At 68.1% G+C, this 19,869-nt stretch carries 16 protein-coding genes; 9 read left to right on the forward strand and 7 right to left on the reverse strand.

What is annotated here, in order from left to right; genetic code table 11:
- Positions 1 to 19 precede the first annotated feature (19 nt).
- Together QMK34_RS13865 and QMK34_RS13870 are read right to left on the reverse strand one after the other, a co-directional pair.
- The gene (locus tag QMK34_RS13865) at positions 20 to 493 is read right to left on the reverse strand and encodes a CoA-binding protein (RefSeq protein WP_326414306.1); all 474 of its coding nucleotides are present in this window, start codon (positions 491 to 493) and stop codon (positions 20 to 22) included.
- Positions 490 to 1,779: an O-acetylhomoserine aminocarboxypropyltransferase/cysteine synthase family protein gene (locus tag QMK34_RS13870; protein WP_326414307.1), complete on the reverse strand. Its 1,290-nt coding sequence runs from the start codon at positions 1,777 to 1,779 to the stop codon at positions 490 to 492. The genes QMK34_RS13865 and QMK34_RS13870 overlap by 4 nt, the downstream gene beginning before the upstream one ends.
- A gap of 114 nt (positions 1,780 to 1,893) precedes the next feature.
- Between QMK34_RS13870 and QMK34_RS13875 the strand changes: the two genes are divergently transcribed.
- Positions 1,894 to 2,790: an SAM-dependent methyltransferase gene (locus QMK34_RS13875; RefSeq protein WP_326414308.1), complete on the forward strand. Its 897-nt coding sequence runs from the start codon at positions 1,894 to 1,896 to the stop codon at positions 2,788 to 2,790.
- Positions 2,791 to 2,896: 106 nt separating this feature from the next.
- Here the strand turns inward: QMK34_RS13875 and QMK34_RS13880 are convergent, their stop codons facing one another.
- Both QMK34_RS13880 and QMK34_RS13885 read right to left on the reverse strand, forming a co-directional pair.
- Positions 2,897 to 3,511 (reverse strand): (2Fe-2S)-binding protein, encoded by a 615-nt coding sequence (locus tag QMK34_RS13880; RefSeq protein WP_326414309.1) that lies wholly within the window; start codon positions 3,509 to 3,511, stop codon positions 2,897 to 2,899.
- Entirely contained in the window at positions 3,511 to 4,359 is an 849-nt protein-coding gene (locus QMK34_RS13885; RefSeq protein WP_326414310.1) for a putative RNA methyltransferase, read from the reverse strand. Before QMK34_RS13885 ends, QMK34_RS13880 begins: the two co-directional genes overlap by 1 nt.
- 174 nt (positions 4,360 to 4,533) lie before the next feature.
- On the opposite strand from QMK34_RS13885, the gene QMK34_RS13890 reads away from it, so the two are divergent.
- From QMK34_RS13890 to QMK34_RS47825, 6 genes are all read left to right on the forward strand, one after another.
- Complete coding sequence (locus QMK34_RS13890) at positions 4,534 to 5,922, forward strand: ammonium transporter (protein WP_326414311.1); 1,389 nt, start codon at positions 4,534 to 4,536, stop codon at positions 5,920 to 5,922.
- On the forward strand, positions 5,919 to 6,257 hold the full coding sequence (locus QMK34_RS13895) for a P-II family nitrogen regulator (protein ID WP_326414314.1): 339 nt from the start codon (positions 5,919 to 5,921) through the stop codon (positions 6,255 to 6,257). Before QMK34_RS13890 ends, QMK34_RS13895 begins: the two co-directional genes overlap by 4 nt.
- A gap of 9 nt (positions 6,258 to 6,266) precedes the next feature.
- On the forward strand, positions 6,267 to 8,582 hold the full coding sequence (locus tag QMK34_RS13900; protein ID WP_326414315.1) for a [protein-PII] uridylyltransferase: 2,316 nt from the start codon (positions 6,267 to 6,269) through the stop codon (positions 8,580 to 8,582).
- A gap of 155 nt (positions 8,583 to 8,737) precedes the next feature.
- Positions 8,738 to 9,124, forward strand: coding sequence for a hypothetical protein (locus QMK34_RS13905; protein WP_326414317.1), 387 nt, complete (start codon positions 8,738 to 8,740; stop codon positions 9,122 to 9,124).
- Between the two features lie 52 nt (positions 9,125 to 9,176).
- The gene (ku, locus tag QMK34_RS13910) at positions 9,177 to 10,040 is read left to right on the forward strand and encodes a non-homologous end joining protein Ku (protein ID WP_326414318.1); all 864 of its coding nucleotides are present in this window, start codon (positions 9,177 to 9,179) and stop codon (positions 10,038 to 10,040) included.
- Between the two features lie 525 nt (positions 10,041 to 10,565).
- Complete coding sequence (locus tag QMK34_RS47825; protein WP_442785149.1) at positions 10,566 to 10,703, forward strand: helix-turn-helix domain-containing protein; 138 nt, start codon at positions 10,566 to 10,568, stop codon at positions 10,701 to 10,703.
- 387 nt (positions 10,704 to 11,090) lie between these two features.
- Here QMK34_RS47825 and QMK34_RS13915 read toward each other — a convergent pair whose 3' ends face one another.
- Positions 11,091 to 14,081: a tetratricopeptide repeat protein gene (locus tag QMK34_RS13915; protein ID WP_326414320.1), complete on the reverse strand. Its 2,991-nt coding sequence runs from the start codon at positions 14,079 to 14,081 to the stop codon at positions 11,091 to 11,093.
- Between the two features lie 354 nt (positions 14,082 to 14,435).
- On the opposite strand from QMK34_RS13915, the gene QMK34_RS13920 reads away from it, so the two are divergent.
- A complete protein-coding gene (locus QMK34_RS13920; RefSeq protein WP_326414321.1) occupies positions 14,436 to 15,560 on the forward strand; it encodes a hypothetical protein in 1,125 nt (374 codons plus the stop codon).
- A 359-nt stretch (positions 15,561 to 15,919) separates the two neighbouring features.
- Here the strand turns inward: QMK34_RS13920 and QMK34_RS13925 are convergent, their stop codons facing one another.
- Positions 15,920 to 17,785 carry an NB-ARC domain-containing protein gene (locus QMK34_RS13925; protein WP_442785148.1) on the reverse strand — a complete coding sequence of 622 codons (1,866 nt, stop codon included), beginning with the start codon at positions 17,783 to 17,785 and terminating at the stop codon, positions 15,920 to 15,922.
- A 511-nt stretch (positions 17,786 to 18,296) separates the two neighbouring features.
- Between QMK34_RS13925 and QMK34_RS13930 the strand changes: the two genes are divergently transcribed.
- Entirely contained in the window at positions 18,297 to 18,611 is a 315-nt protein-coding gene (locus QMK34_RS13930) for a hypothetical protein (RefSeq protein ID WP_326414323.1), read from the forward strand.
- Here the strand turns inward: QMK34_RS13930 and QMK34_RS13935 are convergent.
- Positions 18,583 to 19,029 carry a hypothetical protein gene (locus QMK34_RS13935; protein WP_326414324.1) on the reverse strand — a complete coding sequence of 149 codons (447 nt, stop codon included), beginning with the start codon at positions 19,027 to 19,029 and terminating at the stop codon, positions 18,583 to 18,585. The two genes, QMK34_RS13930 and QMK34_RS13935, sit on opposite strands and share 29 nt — an antisense overlap.
- Positions 19,030 to 19,869 lie beyond the last annotated feature (840 nt).

Here is a 19,869-nt window from a genome sequence, read left to right on the forward strand (position 1 = left end):
GCTCGGCGCGCTCCCCGGTTCAGGGCGCGGACTGGCGGCGAGAGCTGATGACGCCGGTGTTGAAGCCCGCGAGGTGGAGACCACCGGCGAAGCGGGCGTGCTCGATCTTGACGCAGCGGTTCATCACGACGTCGAGCCCGGCTTCGCGGGCACTGTCGGCGACGGGCTCGTGCCAGAGGCCGAGCTGGAGCCACAGCGTGCGGGCGCCCGCCGCGATGACCTCCTCGGCGACCCCTGGCAGATCGTCGTGCTTGCGGAAGACGCTCACCAGGTCCACGTCCCCGACGTCGGCCAGCGTGGGGTACACCGGCTGGCCGAGCAGGGTGTCCAGGCGCGGGTTCACGAAGTTGACCTGGTATTTCGTGGAGGAGAGGAGGTAGGTCGCGACGAAGAAGCTGGGCCGCGCCGGGTTGTTCGACGCGCCGACCACGGTGACCGATCTCGTGCGGGACAGCAGCTGACGCCGTTCCACCGCGCCGACGTCGTAACTCATCCCGCCACCGCCTTCGAGAGTGCCTGGTCGATGTCCCACTGGATGTCTTCGAGGTCCTCCAGCCCCACGGACAGCCGGATCAGGTCCGGCCCGACACCCGCCGCGGCCAGCTGGTCGTCGGAGAGCTGCTGGTGTGTGGTCGAGGCCGGGTGAATGACCAGGGTGCGCGCGTCGCCGACGTTCGCGAGGTGCGACAGGAGCTCGACCGAGTCGACGAACCGCTCGCCCGCGGCCCGTCCGCCGCGGACGCCGAAGGCGAACACGGCGCCGGGCCCGGCGGGCAGATACTTGCGCGCCAGCTCGTGATGCGGATGGTCCGGCAGCCCCGCGTAGCTCACCCACTCGACCCGCTCGTCGGCGGCGAGGTACTCGGCGACGGCCTGGGCGTTCGCGACGTGCGCGTCCATCCGCTGTGGCAGCGTTTCGACGCCTTGGAGCAGCAGGAACGCCGAATGCGGCGAGAGCACCGCGCCGATGTCGCGCAGCTGCTCGGAACGCAGCCGGGTGCAGAACGCGTACTCGCCGAAGTTTTCCCAGTACTTGAGGCCGCCGTAGCTCTCGACGGGTTCGGTCATCCGGGGGAACTTTCCGTTGCCCCAGTTGAACTTCCCGCTCTCGACGACGACACCGCCGAGCGTGGTGCCGTGGCCGCCGAGGAACTTGGTCGCGGAGTGCAGCACGATGTCGGCGCCGTGTTCGATCGGGCGGCAGAGGTACGGCGTCGCCAGCGTGGCGTCGACGACCAGCGGGATGTCGTGGGCGTGGGCGAGGTCGGCCAGCGCGGCGAGGTCGGCGATCGCGCCGCTCGGGTTGCCGACCACCTCGGTGTAGACCAGGCGCGTGCGGTCGGTGATCGCGGCGGCGTAGGCGTCGATGCTGTCACCGGCGACGAAGGTGGTCTCGATGCCGAAGCGCTTGAGAGTGCCCGTGAGCTGGGTGACGGTGCCACCGTAGAGCCCGCTGGCGGAGACGATGTGGTCCCCGGCCTCGGCGAGCGCGGCGAAGGTGAGGAACTCGGCCGCTTGGCCACTGCTCGTGGCGACCCCGCCGATGCCTCCTTCGAGGCTCGCCAGCCGCTCCTCGAACGCGGCGACCGTCGGGTTGCCGATGCGGCTGTAGATGTTGCCGTATTTCTGCAGCGCGAACAGGTTCGCCGCGTCGGCCGCGTTCTCGAACACGAAGCTGGTGGACTGGTAGATCGGGACGGCCCGCGCACCGGTCGCCGGGTCGGGCGTGCCGCCGGCGTGCAGGGCACGGGTGCGGAAACCCCAGGTGCGTTCGCTCACCGGCGCCACCGTACCCACCCGGCGGGGCGCCCGCACCCGTTCCCGGTCGCTGGACGGGCGGACATGACTACCCTCAGTGCGGCGGGGTGGGGCACGAACCGGTCGGGAGCACACGTGGACAAAGCCTCGGAGGACGCGCCCGACGCGCCCGCGAGCGTCAACCTGGAGGCGGCGAGCGCGGCCCGCATCTACGACGCCTACCTCGGCGGGACGACGAACTGGGCGGTCGATCGGGCCTTCGCCGAGCAGGCGGTGAAGCAGTTCCCGCTGATCAAGCCACTGGCGAGGGCGAACCGGCGCTTCCTCGGCAGGGTGGTGCACGCGGCGCTGGACCGCGGCATCACGCAGTTCCTCGACCTCGGGTCCGGAGTGCCGACGGCGGGCAACGTGCACGAAGCCGTCGCCGCCCATGAGCGCACGGTGGGCGGCAAGGTGGTGTACGTCGACTACGAGCCCGTCGCGGTGGCCCATGCCGAGCACATCCTCGCCCAGCAGGACGTCTTGAGCTGGGCCGGAATCGTGCGGGCGGACCTGCGGGAGCCGAAGGTCGTCCTCGGCGACAGAACCACGGTCCGGCTGCTCGACTTCTCGCTTCCGGTGTGCGTGCTGATGGTGTCGGTCCTGCATTTCGTCGGCGGCGAGACCGACGTCGCCGCCCTCGTCGGCCGCTACCGCGAGCGGCTCGCACCGGGAAGCTGGCTCGGCCTCTCGCATATTTGCAACGACGACAGCGAACCGGACGGCGCGGCGCAGCTCGCCCGCCTCGCCGCGCAGTACAGCACCACGCAGAACCCGGCCTTCCTGCGCACCCGAGCCGAGGTGGAGCCGTGGTTCGACGGCCTCGCGGTGCTGAGCCCGGGGATTGTGCACCTGGCGGACTGGCGCCCCGACGACGAGATCACCGCGGCGGAAAAGGAAGCGGGCCCGTTCATGTGGTGCGGGGTCGGCGAGGTCCCCGGCCAGCGGTCCGATGCGGCTGGCGTCCACCGTCCACAGAGGACGGGCCCCTGAAGGCCACTCTTGATGGCGCCCCCACGCAACGGCGTTTAACGCCGTCATGGTGGCCTTCAGGGCGTTGATCGAGCGGTCGGATCTTGTCCCAGCTGCCGCTGACCAGTCATCCCAGTGCGGCGCGAAGGCGCCGGTCGCGTTCCGCGGGCGTCTGACGTGGGCAGCTGGTGCACTTCGGGTTGCCCGCTTCGTAGATCAGGCAGCATGACGCGCGGCGGACGGCGGGGGTGCGGCCCACGTGGACGAAGCGGGGTTTCGGCAGGCCCAGGTCGATCGCCGCGACCAGCGGTTCCGCGAGGGTCATCGCGCGTTCCGGGTCGTTCGTCCAGAGGAGGCGGTTGCCGATCGAGTCGGTCGCGATCGCGCCGAGTGCGCGGGGGTTGGCGCCGGACACGGACGCGATCGTGTCGATCGCCGTGCCGAGCGTCCCGGCGAAGGCCTTGCCGAGTTCGCCGAGGCCGCCGGGCAGGTCGCGGGAGGAGTGGGCGCCGGTGAACCGGCCGTCGGCGACGACGTCGAGGGTGATCGCGTCCAGCGACGGGTCCTGTGGGGTGCCGGTGTTGACCAGGGACTCCAGCGACGGCGCCACCAGGACGGACGAGAGTGAGTACCACCAGATCGTGCCCAGCACTTCCGGGCGCGCGCAGCCGTAGAGCTTCGCGGCGCCGCCGATGCGGGCTTTGACCCAGGTGGGGTCACCCAGCAGGGTCGCGGAGGTCATCACAGGACCGGACGGTAGACCGAAACGGTGAACGAGGTGGTCACGTCCACCGGTTCGGTGATCGCGTCCAGGCGCTCCTGGCGGCCGTCGCGGTGCAGGTGGTGGGCGCTGGGGCCCATGCCGACCACCTGGCGGACCTGCTCCGGCGACAGCTCCACCGTACGGGTGACCTCGGTGCGCCCGGCCACGGTGAAATGCTCGCCGAGGGTCGCGTCGACGCGCTCGGCCTTGCGGTCGTCGACGGAAACGACCAGGTCCGCGAGCTCGATCAGGTGCGCGGGGTTCGGGGTGGCGACCACGAGCTTGCCGCCGGGGGCCAGCACGCGGCGGAACTCCGGGCCGTTCCGCGGCGAAAAGACGTTGAGGATGACCTCCGCCGAGTCCGAGGCCACCGGCCACGGCTCCCAGAGGTTCCACACCGCCGCCCCGGCGCGCTCGTGCGCGCGGGCGGCACGGCGCAGGGCGATCGCGGAGACGTCCAGCGCGAGGCCGTACGCGCCGGGCGCGGCGTCGAGCACGCGCGCGAGGTAGTAGCCGGTGCCCGCGCCCGCGTCGATGATCAGACCGTCCTCCGCGTGCGTCGCGAGCTCGTCCGCGAGGGGGTCGTAAACACCGGAACCGAGGAGATCGGCACGGGCGGCGACCATGGCCGCGGTGTCGGCCGTGCCGGACGGGATTCGTGCGTGCAAAAGGTTCACGTAACCCTGTCTGGCTAAGTCGAACGAGTGACGGTTTTCGCAACTGAGCGTGCGATCAACTAGCCCGACCGGGGCGCCGCACACCGAGCAGCGCAACGACGCGATGACCTTTGGTGGCAGTGGGTCATTATCGTGCGCGGCCGGTGTCATGGCCATATTCGACCATGACGTTTCGCAACCGGACACTACGGACCGGGTAACCGGAAACGTGGACGTAACAACCGGGCACCGACAGTTCACGCAGGCGAAACCTCAACTGCCGCCCGGTGAAACACCCCGGTCCAAAACTTTCCCGCAGTTGCCCAGGGCACGGGAGGAAGAATTGTGCTGAACGCAGGAGATACCGCGTGGGTGTTGGTCAGCGCCGCGCTGGTCATGCTCATGACCCCAGGACTGGCGTTCTTCTATGGCGGCATGGTCCGCGCGAAGAGCGTCCTCAACATGCTGATGATGAACTTCATCGCGCTCGCCGTCGTCGGCGTGCTGTGGGTGTTGTACGGCTTCTCGATGTCGTTCTCGAACGACATCGGGGGTGGCCTGCTCGGTAACTTCGACCTCGCCGGGCTGTCGAACACCGTCGGCAAGCTCGCGGGCTTCGTCACCGCCGCGACCGACACCGCACCCGAAGTCGCCTGGCCGGGCTCCGACGCCCTGCCGATCCTCGCCTTCGTCATGTTCCAGCTGATGTTCGCGATCATCACCCCGGCGCTGATCTCGGGCGCCATCGCCGATCGCGCGAAGTTCTGGGGCTGGACCCTGTTCGTCGCGATCTGGGTCACCGTCGTCTACTTCCCGGTCGCGCACTGGGTGTTCTCGTTCAACGGGTTCGTCGGCGCCGACGCGGTCGGCGGCTGGATCGCCAACAACCTCAAGGCGCTCGACTTCGCCGGTGGCACCGCGGTCCACATCAACGCCGGTGCGGCGGGCCTCGCGCTGGCCATCGTGCTCGGCAAGCGCAAGGGCTGGCCGAAGGACACCGGCCGTCCGCACAACGTCCCGTTCGTGCTGCTGGGCGCCAGCCTGCTGTGGTTCGGCTGGTACGGCTTCAACGCGGGTTCGGCGCTGGCCGCCAACGACCTCGCCGCCGTCGCGTTCACCAACACCACCGTCGCCACGGCGGCCGCCATCCTCGGCTGGCTGGTCGTCGAGCAGCTGAAGTTCGGCAAGCCGACCACGCTCGGCGCCGCCTCCGGTGCCGTCGCGGGCCTGGTCGCGATCACCCCGGCCTGTGGGTTCGTCAGCCCGCTCGGCTCGATCGCGATCGGCCTCATCGCCGGTGTCCTGTGTGCCCTCGCGGTCAGCCTCAAGTACCGCTTCGGCTTCGATGACTCGCTCGACGTCGTAGGCGTCCACCTCGTTGGCGGTCTCGTCGGCACGCTGCTCATCGGTTTCTTCGCGACCACCAGCGTCAACTCCCTTGGCGCGAACGGCCTCTTCTACGGCGGCGGTCTCGGCCAATTGGGTAAGCAGGCGGCGGCCGCGGGCGCTGTCCTCGCGTACTCGTTCGTGCTCACCTTCATCATCGGCTGGGTGATCAAGAAGGCGGGCGGCTTCCGCGTCAGCGTGGAGGACGAGGTCAGTGGTATCGATGAGGCACAGCACGCGGAAAGCGCGTACGACTTCACCGGTTCGAGTGGCGGCATCGGCCAGCCCACCACCATCCCGGTCAAGTCGGCCAGCACCACCAGCAAGCTCGAGGGGAGCAAGGCATGAAGCTGATCACGGCGATCGTCAAGCCGTTCACACTGGATGACGTCCGCTCCGCGCTGGAGCAGCTGGGCGTGCTCGGCATGACGGTCAGCGAGGTGCAGGGCTACGGCAGGCAGAAGGGCCACACCGAGGTCTACCGGGGTGCCGAGTACTCCGTGGACTTCGTCGCCAAGCTGCGGCTGGAGGTCGTCACCGACGACACCAACGTCGAAAAGGTCCTGGAAGCGATCGTCACGGCCGCGCACACCGGGAAGATCGGTGACGGCAAGATCTGGGTGACCTCGGTGGAGACCGTGATCCGGGTCCGCACCGGCGAGCGCGGCACGGACGCTCTATAGGCCTCGGGGATGGTTGACGGGGGCGAACTGGTCAAGGCCACCGAGCGCTTGCTCGAAGGCCGGCACGGAAGGCTGGGAGCCGCCGCACTGCGGGCGGCCCTGGTCGACCTGTACGAGTTCTGGCTCGGCAAGGCCGCCACGGCGGCCGGTGTGGACACCGCTGAACCCGGTGTCGCGCTGGTCGCCGTCGGCGGTCTCGGCCGTAGCGAGCTCGTGCCTTTTTCGGATCTGGACCTGGTCCTGGTGCACAACGGCAACTCCGAGGTGGGGAAGATCGCGGACGCGCTGTGGTATCCCCTGTGGGACGCCAGGGTCGGGCTGGACCATTCGGTGCGCACGCCCGGCGAAGCGGTGAAGGTCGCTTCGGAGGACTTGCGCACCGCTATCGGACTGCTCGACGCGCGGCACCTGTCCGGCGACGCGGAACTCACCGAACGGCTGGCCACCGCCGCCCGTGAGCAGTGGCGACGGACGGCGCGCAAGCGGATCGACGAGCTTTCCGAGTCGGTCCGACAACGTTGGCAGCGCAGCGGCGAGATCGCGCAGTCCGCGGAACCCGACCTCAAGTACGGGCGCGGCGGGCTGCGGGACTTCGGCGTGCTCGACGCGCTGGCGGCCGCACAGCTGACAGCGCGGCCGGGGGAGGAGCTTTTGGCCGCCAAGGGACTGCTGCTCGACGTCCGCACCGAGATGCGGCGCGAGCTCAAGCGGGATCGGGACATCCTCGGCGCGGCCGAGGCCGACCTCGTCGCGGCGGAGCTCGGCTTCGGCGACCGTTTCACCTTGGCACGCAAGCTTTCCGGGGCGGGACGCACGATCGCCTACGCGGTCGACGTCGCCCTCCGGTCCACTGTGGAGCCATCGAAACCGCGGTTCGGGCGGCGGCCGTCGCGGACCCCGCTGGACGAGGGTGTCGTCCTGCACGGCAACGAGGTCTCGCTGGCCAGGGACGCCGTCCCGGCCAAGGATCCCGCGTTGCTGCTGCGAGTGGCCGCAGCGTCGGCGCGGACCGGGAAACCGATCGCGCACGGCACGTTGCGGGCACTGGCGGACTCCGCGCCCGAACTCCGGGCGCCGTGGCCCGCCGACGCGCTCAACGCGCTGGTGGAACTGCTCGGCGCGGGTGAAGGCCTGGTCAGTGCCGTGGAGGCGCTCGACCGGACCGGGTTGTGGGCCAGGCTGTTCCCCGAGTGGGGTGCGGTGCGGGACCTGCCGCCGCGCTCGCCCGTGCACGCCTGGACCGTCGACCGGCACCTGGTGCGGGCCTGCGTGGAGGCGTCGAAACTGACGACCACGGTCTCGCGGCCGGACCTGTTGCTGATCGGCGCGCTGCTGCATGACATCGGCAAGGGACGCGACGCCGACCACTCGGAACTGGGCTCGAAGATCTCCGCCCAGGTCGCGGCCCGGCTCGGGCTGAACCCGGTGGACGTCGCGCTGGTGTCGGCGATGGTGCGGCACCACCTGCTGCTGCCGCACACGGCGACCCGGCGCGACATCAGCGACCCGGCAACGGTTTCGCGGGTGGCGAAGACGCTGGACAACGACCCGGTGCTGCTGGACCTGCTCCACGCGCTGACCCAGGCTGACTCGCTCGCCACGGGGCCGGGGGTGTGGACGGACTGGAAGGCCCGGCTGCTCGCCGAGCTGGTCACCGGGTGTGAGGAAGTGTTGCGCGGTAAGGGTTTCACTCAGCCCGAACCGATGGACGACGAACAGCGCGAGCTCGTCGCCGCGGTGGCGAAGTCGGGCCGCGGCGAGGTCCACATCAGCACGGTGGGCAAGGTCGTCACGGTGGTCTTGGCGGTGCCCGCGCGTGCGGAACTGCTGGCGCCCGCGGCGGGCGTGCTCGCGCTGAACTCGCTGGAGGTGCACACGGCCGTGCTGCGTGGGCACGCCGGTGGCCGGGCGGGAGTGTTCACAGCTTCGCCGAAGTTCGGTTCGCTGCCGGACGTTTCGCTGCTGCGCGAGCAGTTCGCCCGCGCGGTGGCCGGCACCCTGCCGCTCACCCAGCGCCTTGCCGACAAGGAGCGCGACTACGGCACGCCGTCCGCGCCCCAGGCCGAGCCGAAGATGCTGTGGTTCGACGACGAGACCAGCGGCGCGCAGACCGTGGTGCTGGAACTGCGGGCGGCGGACCGGATCGGCCTGCTGTATCGGGTCGCCGGCGCGTTGCGGCGCTGCGAGGCGGAGGTCCGCTGGGCGAAGGTCGCGACGCTGGGCGGGGCGGTGGTGGACTCGTTCGCCGTCGCGCCGCGAAGCGGGCGGGTCGACGCGGAGTGGCGGGCCGCGGTCGAGGCGGCCGTTTTGGGCGCCGCCTCCTAGCCGGGGCGCCAGGTGTCATGAAGGGTCCCTTCATGACACCTGGCGCGGCAACCGCATTTCGGTCAGCTGAACTGACCGGTCGGGGTGTCGAGTCGGGGGTGCGTGCCGCGCGGTGGCACTATGGCCCCGATCGGTGCGTGAGAGGGCGGTGAGCGGTGCTGGGCAGTGAGCAGAACCCGCAGCGCCTGTCCCTGCCGCCGACCGTGGTCGCCGGGCACCTGCGTAGCTGCGCGGACGAGCTGACCGGGTCCCTGCAGGTCACCGGGGCACCCGCCACCGCGGGTGAGCTCGCTGAAGTCGTCACCCAGCTGGTCGCCGGGCAGCACGCGCTCGCCGAGGCGCTCAAGGGCCTGAGCGCCCGGATCGGGCTCGCGCGGCGGACGGGGGCGCTGGCCGCCGCGCCGGAGGCCGACGTGGCCGCGGTCGCCGAGATCCTCCAGATGGCCGCGGAGGCCGTGGGCTGTTCGGCCGACGCGCTGGGCGAAGTCGAGCCTTCGTTCGAATGTGTGAGCGAATCAGTCGGCCCTGGCACCCGTTTGTAGCTGTCCGGGACGCGAGGTCGCTCCTACGCTGGAAACGAGCGGAGGTGGCCTCATGCGCGCGGTCTGGAAGGGCACTATCGGGTTCGGGGCGTTCGCCGTCCCGGTCAAGGCGTACAGCGCCACCGAGGAACGCGGGATCACGCTGCACCAGGTGCACGAGACCGATGGCGGGCGGGTCCGGGTGAAACGGGTCTGCGAGGTCGACGGCCTCGAGGTGCCCGCCGCGGAGATCGCCAGGGGATTCCCACTGCCGGGCGGGGACACGGTCCTGCTCAGCGAGGAGGACCTGGCCGGGCTGCCGCTGCCGACGTCGCGGTCCATCGACGTCCGCGGGTTCGCGCCGCTGGAGCAGGTGGACCCGGTGTACTTCGCGAAGACCTACTACCTGGAGCCGGAGCCGGCGGGGACCAAGCCGTACGTGCTGTTGAGCGAGGCGCTGCGGCAGTCGGGGCGCGTCGCCGTGGTCAAGGTGGCGTTGCGCCAGCGGGAGACGCTGGGCGTGCTGCGGGTGCGGGACCAGGTGATCCTGCTCGAAACGATGCTGTGGCCGGACGAGGTCCGCACCCCGGACTTCCCGTTCCTGCACGAGGACGTCGACCTGCGGCGCGGCGAGGTGAAGGCCGCGGTGAACCTGATCGAGGAACTGACCACCGACTTCGCACCGGGGAAGTACACCGACCACTACCGCGAGGCGCTCGACGCGCTCATCCGCGCGAAGATCGACGGCGCCGACGTCGTCCAGCCGACCGCCGCCGAGCAGGCAGAGGGCGTCACGAAGCTGCTGGCCGCGCTGCAGGACACGGTCAAGGCCGCGGGCGCCGTGAGCAAGGCGAAAACGGCGGCGGCGAAGGCCAGGCAGGCCCGCACTGCCGCCCGCAAGACGGCCGCGAAACCCCGGACGCGCACGCCGGGCTGAAATGAACACTTCAGTGATTTGGGGTTGCGGTCAGGCAGGCCCCACCGTCCTGCCATGCCCCAAGTCCATGGCCGCCGTACCACCCGAGCGGGTTACTTCGTCCGGTGGTTCACGCCGGTGAACCCCTCAGTGAACCTGGTCACTGAGGGGCATGACCGGGCTCTGAACTGCGGTGATGGGAAGCCGCTGGGCGGTCGGCCGGTGGCATGGGCGCAAGCCGACCCCGTTAGCGGTACAGCAAAGTGCGCGGATGTTCTTGGCTTGACCTCACGAGGTATCAGTGGAACTGCGCGGGGCGGTGATGCTGGAGTGGCGGATCAGCACGACAGCGGTGGAAAGGACGATGAATCCAGTCCAGACGAATCTCGCTCGTTGGTTCAGGGTTATCAGAAGGGTATGACGATCTTGGCACTGGCTGAGCGTCATGGCATGACCCATGCCGCAGTACGCGACGCGCTTCTTCGATTAGGAGTCACGCTTCGCGTCTCGGGTACGCCGATTCCGGTTACGCCCGAGGGAATGGTCATGGCATACGAGCGGGGTGCCACGATACGCGCGGTCGCTGCCGCCTTCGGGCTGAGTTTCGGTACAGCCAGGCGAATGCTCTTGCGAGAGGGTGTCAAGTTGAGGGCTACGGGCAAACCCCCCGCGGCTGAAGATTGACACTGGGTTCCGGTGACCCTGTCGCAGGAACCCAGCGGCGCCTATGCCCTTAGCCCGTATGTCCGCCACCAAGATGTGGAATCGGACTCTCCGGGTGGGCCAGCTGCGGCCAGGGGGGTGATGGTGAGAAGAACGCAAACCGAAAGCGTGCTCGCGACCAGCGAGTCCTGCAGGTACCTCTTCACAATGCTCCTCTAACGGATGGCGATCACGTTGATCCTGGCGAAGTGGATCAATCGCTTATCCGTCAGAGCGTAGGGGTAACCGTCTGGCCGTGGCGAGGCACCCTCTAGGTGTGACACCGGTAAGCAAAAAGGCGCACCCATGGCGGCTTGTGCGTTTCTGGAATCTGCGGGCCGAGGTCACTCGAACAGCCCAGCGATTTCATCATTTCGAGGAGTACCGGTTCCTACGTCGTGGAGGTGCAGGCATGGCCATGGTGTCTTCGTCACCGGTGCGTGCGGACGGGATGGTGGGCCGATCCGCGGGCAGGTCCCTCAAAAGTGTATCGACGCGTTCCGCTTTCGAGTGACGTTCGCGGTCGCGATAGAGGCTGGCGGCACGGGTCCACATCTTGCGAGCGTCCGCGGTATTGCCTCGGTCCGCCAGGATCTGTCCCTGCGTGGCCAAGGCTCTGGCAAGTCCAGTCGCGTGCAGGGAGCGAAGCGCCAGCTCGACCGCTTCTCTCGCGTACTCCAACGCCTTGCGGTCGTGCCGCTGGGCATGTGCCAACTGTGCTCGCACGGTGTAGAGCTTCATCGTCGCAGGCAGGTGGCGTGCTTCGCCTGCCAAATGGAGCGCTTCTTCGCAGTGATTGGCAGCTTCGTCGAAGCGTTCCAGCTGAGTGTGCAGAGCCCCCAGCGCGGTGTGAATCGAGATTTGGCTCGCGACGTCCCCGAGCTCCTGTCTCATTCGTAACGCATGGTTGTAGTGCTCCAACCCGTTGTCGAGGTCGTCGACTTCGACGAGTGCGTCACCGAGACGCTGTTCGGCTTTGGCAAGGAGATCCGGAACTGCGACAACCCGAGCCAGTTCCAGACACTCGCGGTAGAGCAGCACCGCTTCCGTCGCGCGGCCCGCGTGATGGTGCCGGCGTGCCATGTTCAGCAGCACTGCCAGCCGTCCGACGTCGATTCCGTGGGCGGTGACCAGTTCGAAGGCCCGTCGCAGGTACCGGTCGGCCTCGGTGTCGTTGCCGATGAGCATGTGAACCTGGCCGAGATCGTTGAGAGTCGCGGCCTCCGCGTCTACGACACCCGCGATCGCGGCGCACGAAGCCGCGGTGGTCAGGCCGGTGACGATGTCATCGTAAAAGCCGTACTGGTCGTGGATGTCGGCGACGATGTGCGGCAGACGCCAGCCGATCTCGTGGAGTTCGTGCAGTGCGGCGCACTCCGTCGCGGCGTTGAGGTTGCTGCGCTCGCGCAGGCACCATTGCCACGCGGCGTCGGTGCCGTCGAAGGTCATCGGGACGCAGCCCGCCTCCACCGGCGTCATCGGTGGTCGGCCCTTGTGCGGATAGATGGTGAGATGCGCGTTGTGGGCCGAGTGCAGATAGAACGACAGCATCCGCCGCCGGGCGTGGTCGAGGTCCGCCGCTTGGAGCGCGAGAGTGGCCGCGTACTGGTGCAGGAGGTCGTGCACGCGGTAGCGATCGAGGTCGCCAGGGTGCTGGACAAGGTGTGCGGCGACCAGGACGTCGAGCGAGCGACGCATCGATGGCGCGCTGACGCCGCCGGCTGAGGCGAGGACTTCGGTGGTCAACTCGGTCCCGGGATGAAGGCCGATGAGCTGGAACGTCCGCCGTTCGGTCTCGTCGAGTGCGAGGTAGGACACGGAAAACGCCGATTGGAGGCTGGTGCCTGCCCCGTCCCCGTCGTCGCCGATGGTGAGCAAGGTGTCGACGTCGCGGAGTTGCTCGGCCAGTGTCTGCAGCCGTGTCCCACTGCGGCCTGCCGCTCGTTCGGCCACGATCGTCAAAGCCAGCGGCAAACCTTGGCACAGCTTGGCCAGCTGGCCGACCGCGGCGGGCTCCGCGATGGATCGCGGTCCGAGGCGCCGGGTCAGCAGCTCGCGGGACTCGTCGACGGACAGCGGGGCGACGGTGACCACGCGGACGTTGTGCCGCACCGACAGCGCTGTCAAGCGGCGACGCGAGGTCAAGACGACGGTGCAGGTGCCGAGCACGCTCAGCAGCGGCTGGACGTGGGCGGAGTTCTCGACGTTGTCCAAGACCAGCAGCATCGGGCGGCGCGCGAGCAGCCCGGTCAGTTTCGCCGCGCGTCCGGCCGCACCGATGATGTGGTCGACGGGATAGCCGAGTGCCGACAGCACGGTGTCGATGACGTCGGTGACCTCATGCCGCCTGCCCTGGCCACCACCGTGCAGATCCAGCATGAGCACGCCGTGGGGAAACCGCGACGCGGCGTGGTGGGCCCAATGAACTGCCGTGGTGGTCTTCCCGACCCCGGGAGGCCCTGTCAGCGTCACTACGACGGGCCGGGTGGCACCAGCTGGTCCACCGGTCAGAGAGTCCAGTGTGGACAGTGTGTCCCCGTGCCCGGTGAAGTCGCCGACATCGGGTGGCAGCTGGCGCACCGAGTTGATCGGGCTTTCGGCAGCGGCCTGCTGGTCGGCACCACTCGTCACGATCGCCGTCTCCTGGGCGTGACTGTTCTCGAGCTTGTCATTCAGGGCGCGCAGATCCCCGGCCGCGCGCTCGTCGTCCGCGGCACGGAAAGCACTGTGCATCCTGAGGAAATACTCGGTCGACTCGTTGTAGCGGCCGAGTGCGTTCAGTGCCCGCATTCGGAGTTTGGTGAAGCTGAGATCGAGGGAGTGTTTCCGCTCGAGGTCGTCGAGCATGCTGAGCACGGCGGCGGGTTGGCCGTCCGCCAATTGTTGGTCGAGCAGGAAGGAGTTGGCCGGAATCCAGTCTGACCGGATGAACGAGGTACGCCACTGCGCTGCCCGGTCTGTTGGCAAATCGGCCAAGGGTTCTTCGCGCCACAAGCGCAAGGCTGCGTGTGCATCTTCACGCGCGCGTTTGCGGTAGCCGTCGTTGTAATGCTCACGAGCGGCCGTCATAGTCGTGCGGAAGGCGACGTAATCGATGAGCGAGGGGTCGACAATCAGGCTGCAGGAGCCGTTTGCCACGGTCAGCGACGCTGGTGCGTCCGCCTGGGCCAGCGCGTGGCGAATCTGCTTGATGTACTGGTATATGGTCGATTTATGGTCCTTGGGCCGTTGTGCGGTGTCATCCCAGACCCAGTCGACCACGGTGTCGATGGACATCCGGCGGCCCGGTTCGGTCAGTAGGGCGGCCAAGACGCGCGTCGGTCGCGGCTTCGCCCAGTTCACGGTCAGGTTCCCGTGCATTCGCATGGTAGTTTGCCCGAGTATTCCGAACACGATTTCCACGTCGCCCCCTCCTGAGGGCGTGGCGTACCTCCTCGCCCCACTGCTGCCGTTCATCAGTTTCACATTCTTTCCGGCGAAAGGCCAGTTCGGCGGGCTCGATAGGGCGTTATGACGGCAATTGAAGATCAAGTGTCATTGTGTTGACCCGTATTCGGAAAGGTTTTTGTCAGGTGCGGGGCTCACGCTTGTCCCAGTAGCCCACCGATGACGGGGAGGAAACCGGTGAATACGGAGACATGGATACGAGGACCGATCGGAGCCGGCTCGGCAGCGCGCATCACCAGGCCGGGATGCCGTGCCGCGCTCGTGGTCGTGCCCACTCAAGCTGCGGGGACCCGCTTGCTCGATCTGGTGCAACTCCTGGAGCCCGACCATCGGGTGCAGGTGATGTTCACCGTTCCGCAGACGACCGACCGCTGGCACGGCGTCGAAGAATACGTTCGTGCGCAGCACGGCCTCGTGCTGCCTTGGCAGCAGGCCATCCGGCACTCGTTCGACCTGGTGCTCGCGGCCAGCCATCGCCACCTGGACCAGTTACGGGGCCCGATCGTCCTGGTCGGGCACGGCGCGGGAACGATGAAGTCGTACCGCTACAGCCGTAAGGCCGAGACCCCCTCCTTGCCTGCGACCGGGCTCGACCGCGAGCTGCTCACTTACCGTGGCCGGGTACTCCCGGCGGCTTTGGCACTGGGAACCGACTCCGAATACGAGGCCCTCCGCACTCTCTGCCCGGAAGCGCTGAGTGCTGCCGTAGTCGCCGGTGACAGCTGCCTTGACCGGATGAACGCGAGTCGGCACCTGCGCGAGCACTACCGTCGCGCGCTGGGGCTCCCGCCGCAACGCGGGCTGATCACCATCAGCTCGACTTGGTCGGCGGAGTCCAGCTTCGGACGGCTGCCCGATCTCTGCTCCACGATCCTCAGCGGCGTCCCGCGTGCGCACTACGCGGTCTCCGCGGTGCTGCACCCCAATGTCTGGGCGGTGCACGGGCGACGGCAAGTGACGGCGTGGCTGTCGGACGCACTGGCGGCCGGGCTGTTGCTCATTCCGCCCGACCAGGGTTGGCAGGCGACGATGATCGCCTCCGACTGGGTGATCGGAGACCAGGGTTCCACCACTGCCTACGCGGCGGCTGCCGGAACACCGGTGACACTTGCTACTCACCCCGGTGATCAGCTACGCCCTGGCAGCATCGCCGATGTCGTCGGTCACCATGCACCGCGGCTCAACCATGACCAGCCGCTCCACGTGCAAGCGGCGATGGCCGTGGAACGGAGGGCGGGTCTCGTTCCCGCCGTCTCGGCGGCCATCAGTTCCCGCCCTGGCCAGTCCGCGAAGATCCTTCGTAGGGCCATGTACCGCCAGTTGCAGCTGTCGGAGCCCGAGTCGCAGGCCGTCACGAACGTGCTGCCCTCGCCCGAGCCGGTCGGGCGGTGACTCCCATGGCACAGTCTCACGCAGTCGTTCGGCGGCTCGCGCACGGAGTCGTCAGAGTGGGACTTCGGGCCGTGTCCTACTCGGGCCACGTCGAACGGGCAGACGTCCTCGTCGTTGCGGAACCAGAAGCAGCAGCGCCGTGGTGTAACTGCGCAGACGTACTGCTGTGTCCGGCCGGGCAGGACATCGAGACCGCAGTTGTCATCGCGGATTCCGCACTGTGTGCCCACCCAGGTGCGGTGGCGGCGGTTTCCGCTCACTCCGGTGGTGTGCTCCTCGCCTGCCGGGGCACGGATGGTCCTTCTCCCCGGGTGACGTACTACTCGGCCTGCCCGGCCACGACGAGCATCCAGTGGACCTCAGTCCTGGAGGTCTTGGCCGGGGGTGATCAGCGGGTTGTCCCCTCGGGGATCACCCATCTCCGTGTAGAGCTCGCGAGCTTCGGCCAGGTGGTGGCGACCTTCCTCGCGATGTCCGTGTTCCAGCTCGACCGTTCCCAGCGCCGAGAGTAGTTCCGCCAGGTAGTAAGGCGAATTCAGCGAACGGGTCGTGGTGAGCGCGTCACCCAGCAGCTGGACAGCCTGATCCACAAGTCCTTGCCTGCTGTGGATCTTCGCCAGGGTCATGACCGCCCTCGAGTACTGCGTGACGTCACCGAGTTCCGCCATGGTCGACGCCGCCGCTGTGAGCTCGGCTTCGGCTTCGCCGTACCGCCCGAGCCGGGCGAGTACCTCACCCGATCTCCGGCGGCAGAGCGCCACGCCGCGGTGGATGCCGGCCCCGGCGTGGAGGTCGGCTGACTGGCGGTAGAAGTCGAGTGCCCCTTCCCAGTCATCTTGCCCTTGGGCGGAGCCGCCGAGGAGGGACAACGCGGTCGCCTGTGTCGGAACGTGCTGTTGACGTTGCCCCAACCTCAGTGCCACCACGTTCTCTTCGGCGGCTTGGTCAAACCGGCCGAGTTTGGTGTAGATGAATCCCAGTTGGGAGCGTAACCGCGCCTCGACCAGCGAGTTGCCGCAGCGCAGGGCCGCGGCTACCCCGTCCTGATACATGGTGATCCAAGGCGCGTAGTCACGGTGATGCAGGAAGAATCCCCACGAGGCCTCGCAGAACTTCCAGATCAGTTCGTCCCAGCCGTGGCCCACTGCTTTGGCGAACACCGCCCGGAGCGCGGGTAGGTCCACCCTCCACCAGTCGGTGGCTGCTGTTCGGTCGGGAAAGATCGTCGAGGCCGGTTCGGCTGACTGCCGTCCGGCGAACCGTTCACGATGAGGGTGGATCAGCTCGTCCGCGGCCAAGGCCCGCTCGAGATACCACTCCGTGAACGTCCTCAGCATCGACAACCGCGCGTCGGCCGGTATTTCCTGGTCGGCCCTGGCACCGGCGTCCCGGTGGAGCAGTTCGTGCTGGGTGAGCCGATCACCGTCGGCGTCGGCCAGCAGGTTTCCCTCGACGAGCTCTTCGATGTCTTCCTCGACGAGGTCGACAGGACGATGAAGGCCGGCCGCGAGCACCTCTGCGGAGAGAATTGATCCCGGATGAACGCCACACGCCCGGTAAACCCGGGCGGCGTTCGGCGGTAGTTTCTGGTAGATCCCGTCGAAGACGGCTTGGGCAAGGGGTACTCGACCTTCGCCCGCGTTCGACACGCTGCGGGTATAGGCGGAGGCCTCCCTGGCCAGGCTTCGCCGGGGGCGCGCTCTGAGTCGTGCCGCCGCCACCGAGAGAGCCAGCGGAAGGCCGCCGCACAGCGCGACTATTTCGTCGGCCGCGTCGGGTTCCGCGTCGACGCGCTCGTCACCGATGCCCGTGGCGAGCGCGGTGCGGGACTGAACTGCGTCGAGTGGATTCAGCTCGAAGAACTGGGCGTCCTGTGTCCCCAGGTCCGTCAGCCGCCACCTGCTCGTCACCAGGACCGTGGCGTCCGGTCCCGCCGGAAGCAGTGGACTGACCTGGGCGGCAGACACGGCGTCGTCCAGCAGGACGACGAGATGAAGACCCGTTGTCGCCGCGCGGAACGCCGCGGCCCGTTGACTTGTCTCCGGCGGAATCTCGACGGCCGAGCTGCCCATGGCCGTCAGGAAACCGTGCAGGACCTCGCCCGGATCCGCGGGCGGGCCGTCGCGCGATGCCCCCAGATCTGCGTAGAGCTGAGCATGGGGGAACAGTTCGCGGGTGTGGTGCAGCCAGGTCAGCGCCAGGGCTGTCTTACCGACACCGCCCATTCCGCTGATCACTATCAGCGGGTTTCTGAAGCCGTGTTTTGCGTGAAGGGCGTCCAACCGCGCTTCGGTGGATTCCCGGCCGACAAGTGCGGCGGGCGGACGCGGAAGCTGATGAGGAGCTTTCTCGCTTTCCCTGTCTCGCATGTCCATCGCCCCTCCCCGTACCTGATTCTCTACCGGCGTATGGCCTTGTCATACGGTTTCAAGGGAGTATTTCCATCGAAGATACGAATATTCCCATGCAGATGCACGAGCGCAGGAAGAGCGGAGGCCGGTGAGCAGGTTCGTCTTCGTTCCCTATTCGGCGTACGGACACGTCAATCCTCTACTGCCGATGATCGCGGCGTTGGTGGCACGCGGGGCGGACGTTCACCGGCGCGATCGCCGGGACCGGCGCCGAGGTGGTGGTGCTGCCGGGGGACGTCGTGGTCCACGTTCCGGAACTGCCTGGGCTGGAAGCGCCGTTCGCTGGGGGCGCCGGATCCTGCGGCGCGGGCGGGAGGCGGGGTTCTTGGCCGGGGAGCTGATCGCGTTCGAGCCCGACCTGGTGGTCGTCGATCCGCATCTGGGCTGGGCCGATCGGGTGGCTCGCAGGCTGGGAATCGCCATCGCGCATTTCACCACCACGTATGTCACCGACGACCACGTGGTGCGTGGTCGGCGCAGGTGGCCGGTGCCGCTCGGCCTCATCAGGCGGGCCCATTGCCGGCGCGGCGGTTTCACCGGCATCGCGGGCTGGTGCTGGTCAATACCGTGCCTGGGCCGCAACCCGCGCTGCACAAGGTTTCCGGCCGGGGTCAGCTTTCGAAATCGGCCTCGAAAATAGGTTCCAACACCAGCTTCAGTGCCGCCTGGACCACCCGGTCGGCCAGCGTGGGGATGCCCAATTTGCGCACCTTCCCGCTGCCACCAGGTTTGGGAATCATGCGTTGACGCACCTCACCCGTCTTGAGCGCGCGACGCGGATCGTCCAGGAACCTACGGGTACCGATCTCCCGCTCGACCTGGACAGCCGTGAGGCCGTCCACGCCGGGAGTGCGGGAACCGGTGTTGCCCGCGACCCGCTCGAACGCCATGATCAGCGTCGCCGGGTCATGTACGAGGTTGAACAAGTCATCGAACCTGCGGCCGGGGTCGGCCGCCGCCCAACGGTGAAGTTTGGTTTGCATTCCCGATACCCGCAGACCTGGCCCCTGCGGGACATTCAGCGTGGCACCACCGTTCGGTGGTGCGTCTTTCGGCATTGACAACTCCGTCCCTTCACGAATATCCGCTGCCGCCCTTCCCCATGCGCTGGGCTTTCTGCCGTTCGTTCGGCGGAGGAGGTGCCCGACTATGCCCCTGCGACTTCGCCACACCTACGCCGCAGACCTTCAGCATGGCCTCCCTGCAGACCTACACAAATCCGCCCGGAAGTTTCCCAGAACCGCTCTCGCGGAACGGGTGCGCGTCGCGACCGGCCCAGATCTACCAGGTTGGAGCCGGTGAGTAATTAAGGGACGTAACACGCCGGTTTCTCGCGTACACCTTTCCGCCTTACTCGCCGGACCCACGCCATCTGGCAGTGCTGGCGCACCCCGGCTTTGTCAGGACTGCTCCCACCCTCACCGGCATCTCCCGGCTTAGGCTGTCCTCAGCTGCACCACCCCGCTGCGACGAGGCCATGGTGCAGGTCTCTCACCTCCACACGAACGTGCAACCCCTCATGGCGCACGAGTAGATCTACGCACAACCAGTTGGGGGTCATCACGCTGGTGGTGCCCGGTCCGCCACGGCAAGGTTGTCCTCAACGCACTGAGGTTCTTCCTTCGCCTGGTACTGGGGGTCTGGCGAGCGAGGGGGAACCGGCGGCGTGTGCTTACGGTCGGCTCGCGGGGAGGCGAGTCTTCCGTAGGGGCTCCGAGGCCGCCCCTGGGGAGGTGGCCGGTCTCGGAGCCCGCTCTTCTAGGGACACAGTTCTAGGTGGCTGGTGTCGAACGGGGTGTGGAGGGCTCGGGTCGCGTGGTGAGTTGGGCGGAACAGGCCGGATCGTTGTGGTGAGTGGCGGTGGCTGGCTTGTGGGCGAGAGGGCATGGCTGATCCTG

Origin of the sequence: Amycolatopsis sp. H20-H5 (assembly GCF_035828755.1) — a bacterium.
In the GTDB taxonomy this organism is placed as follows: Bacteria; Actinomycetota; Actinomycetes; order Mycobacteriales; family Pseudonocardiaceae; genus Amycolatopsis.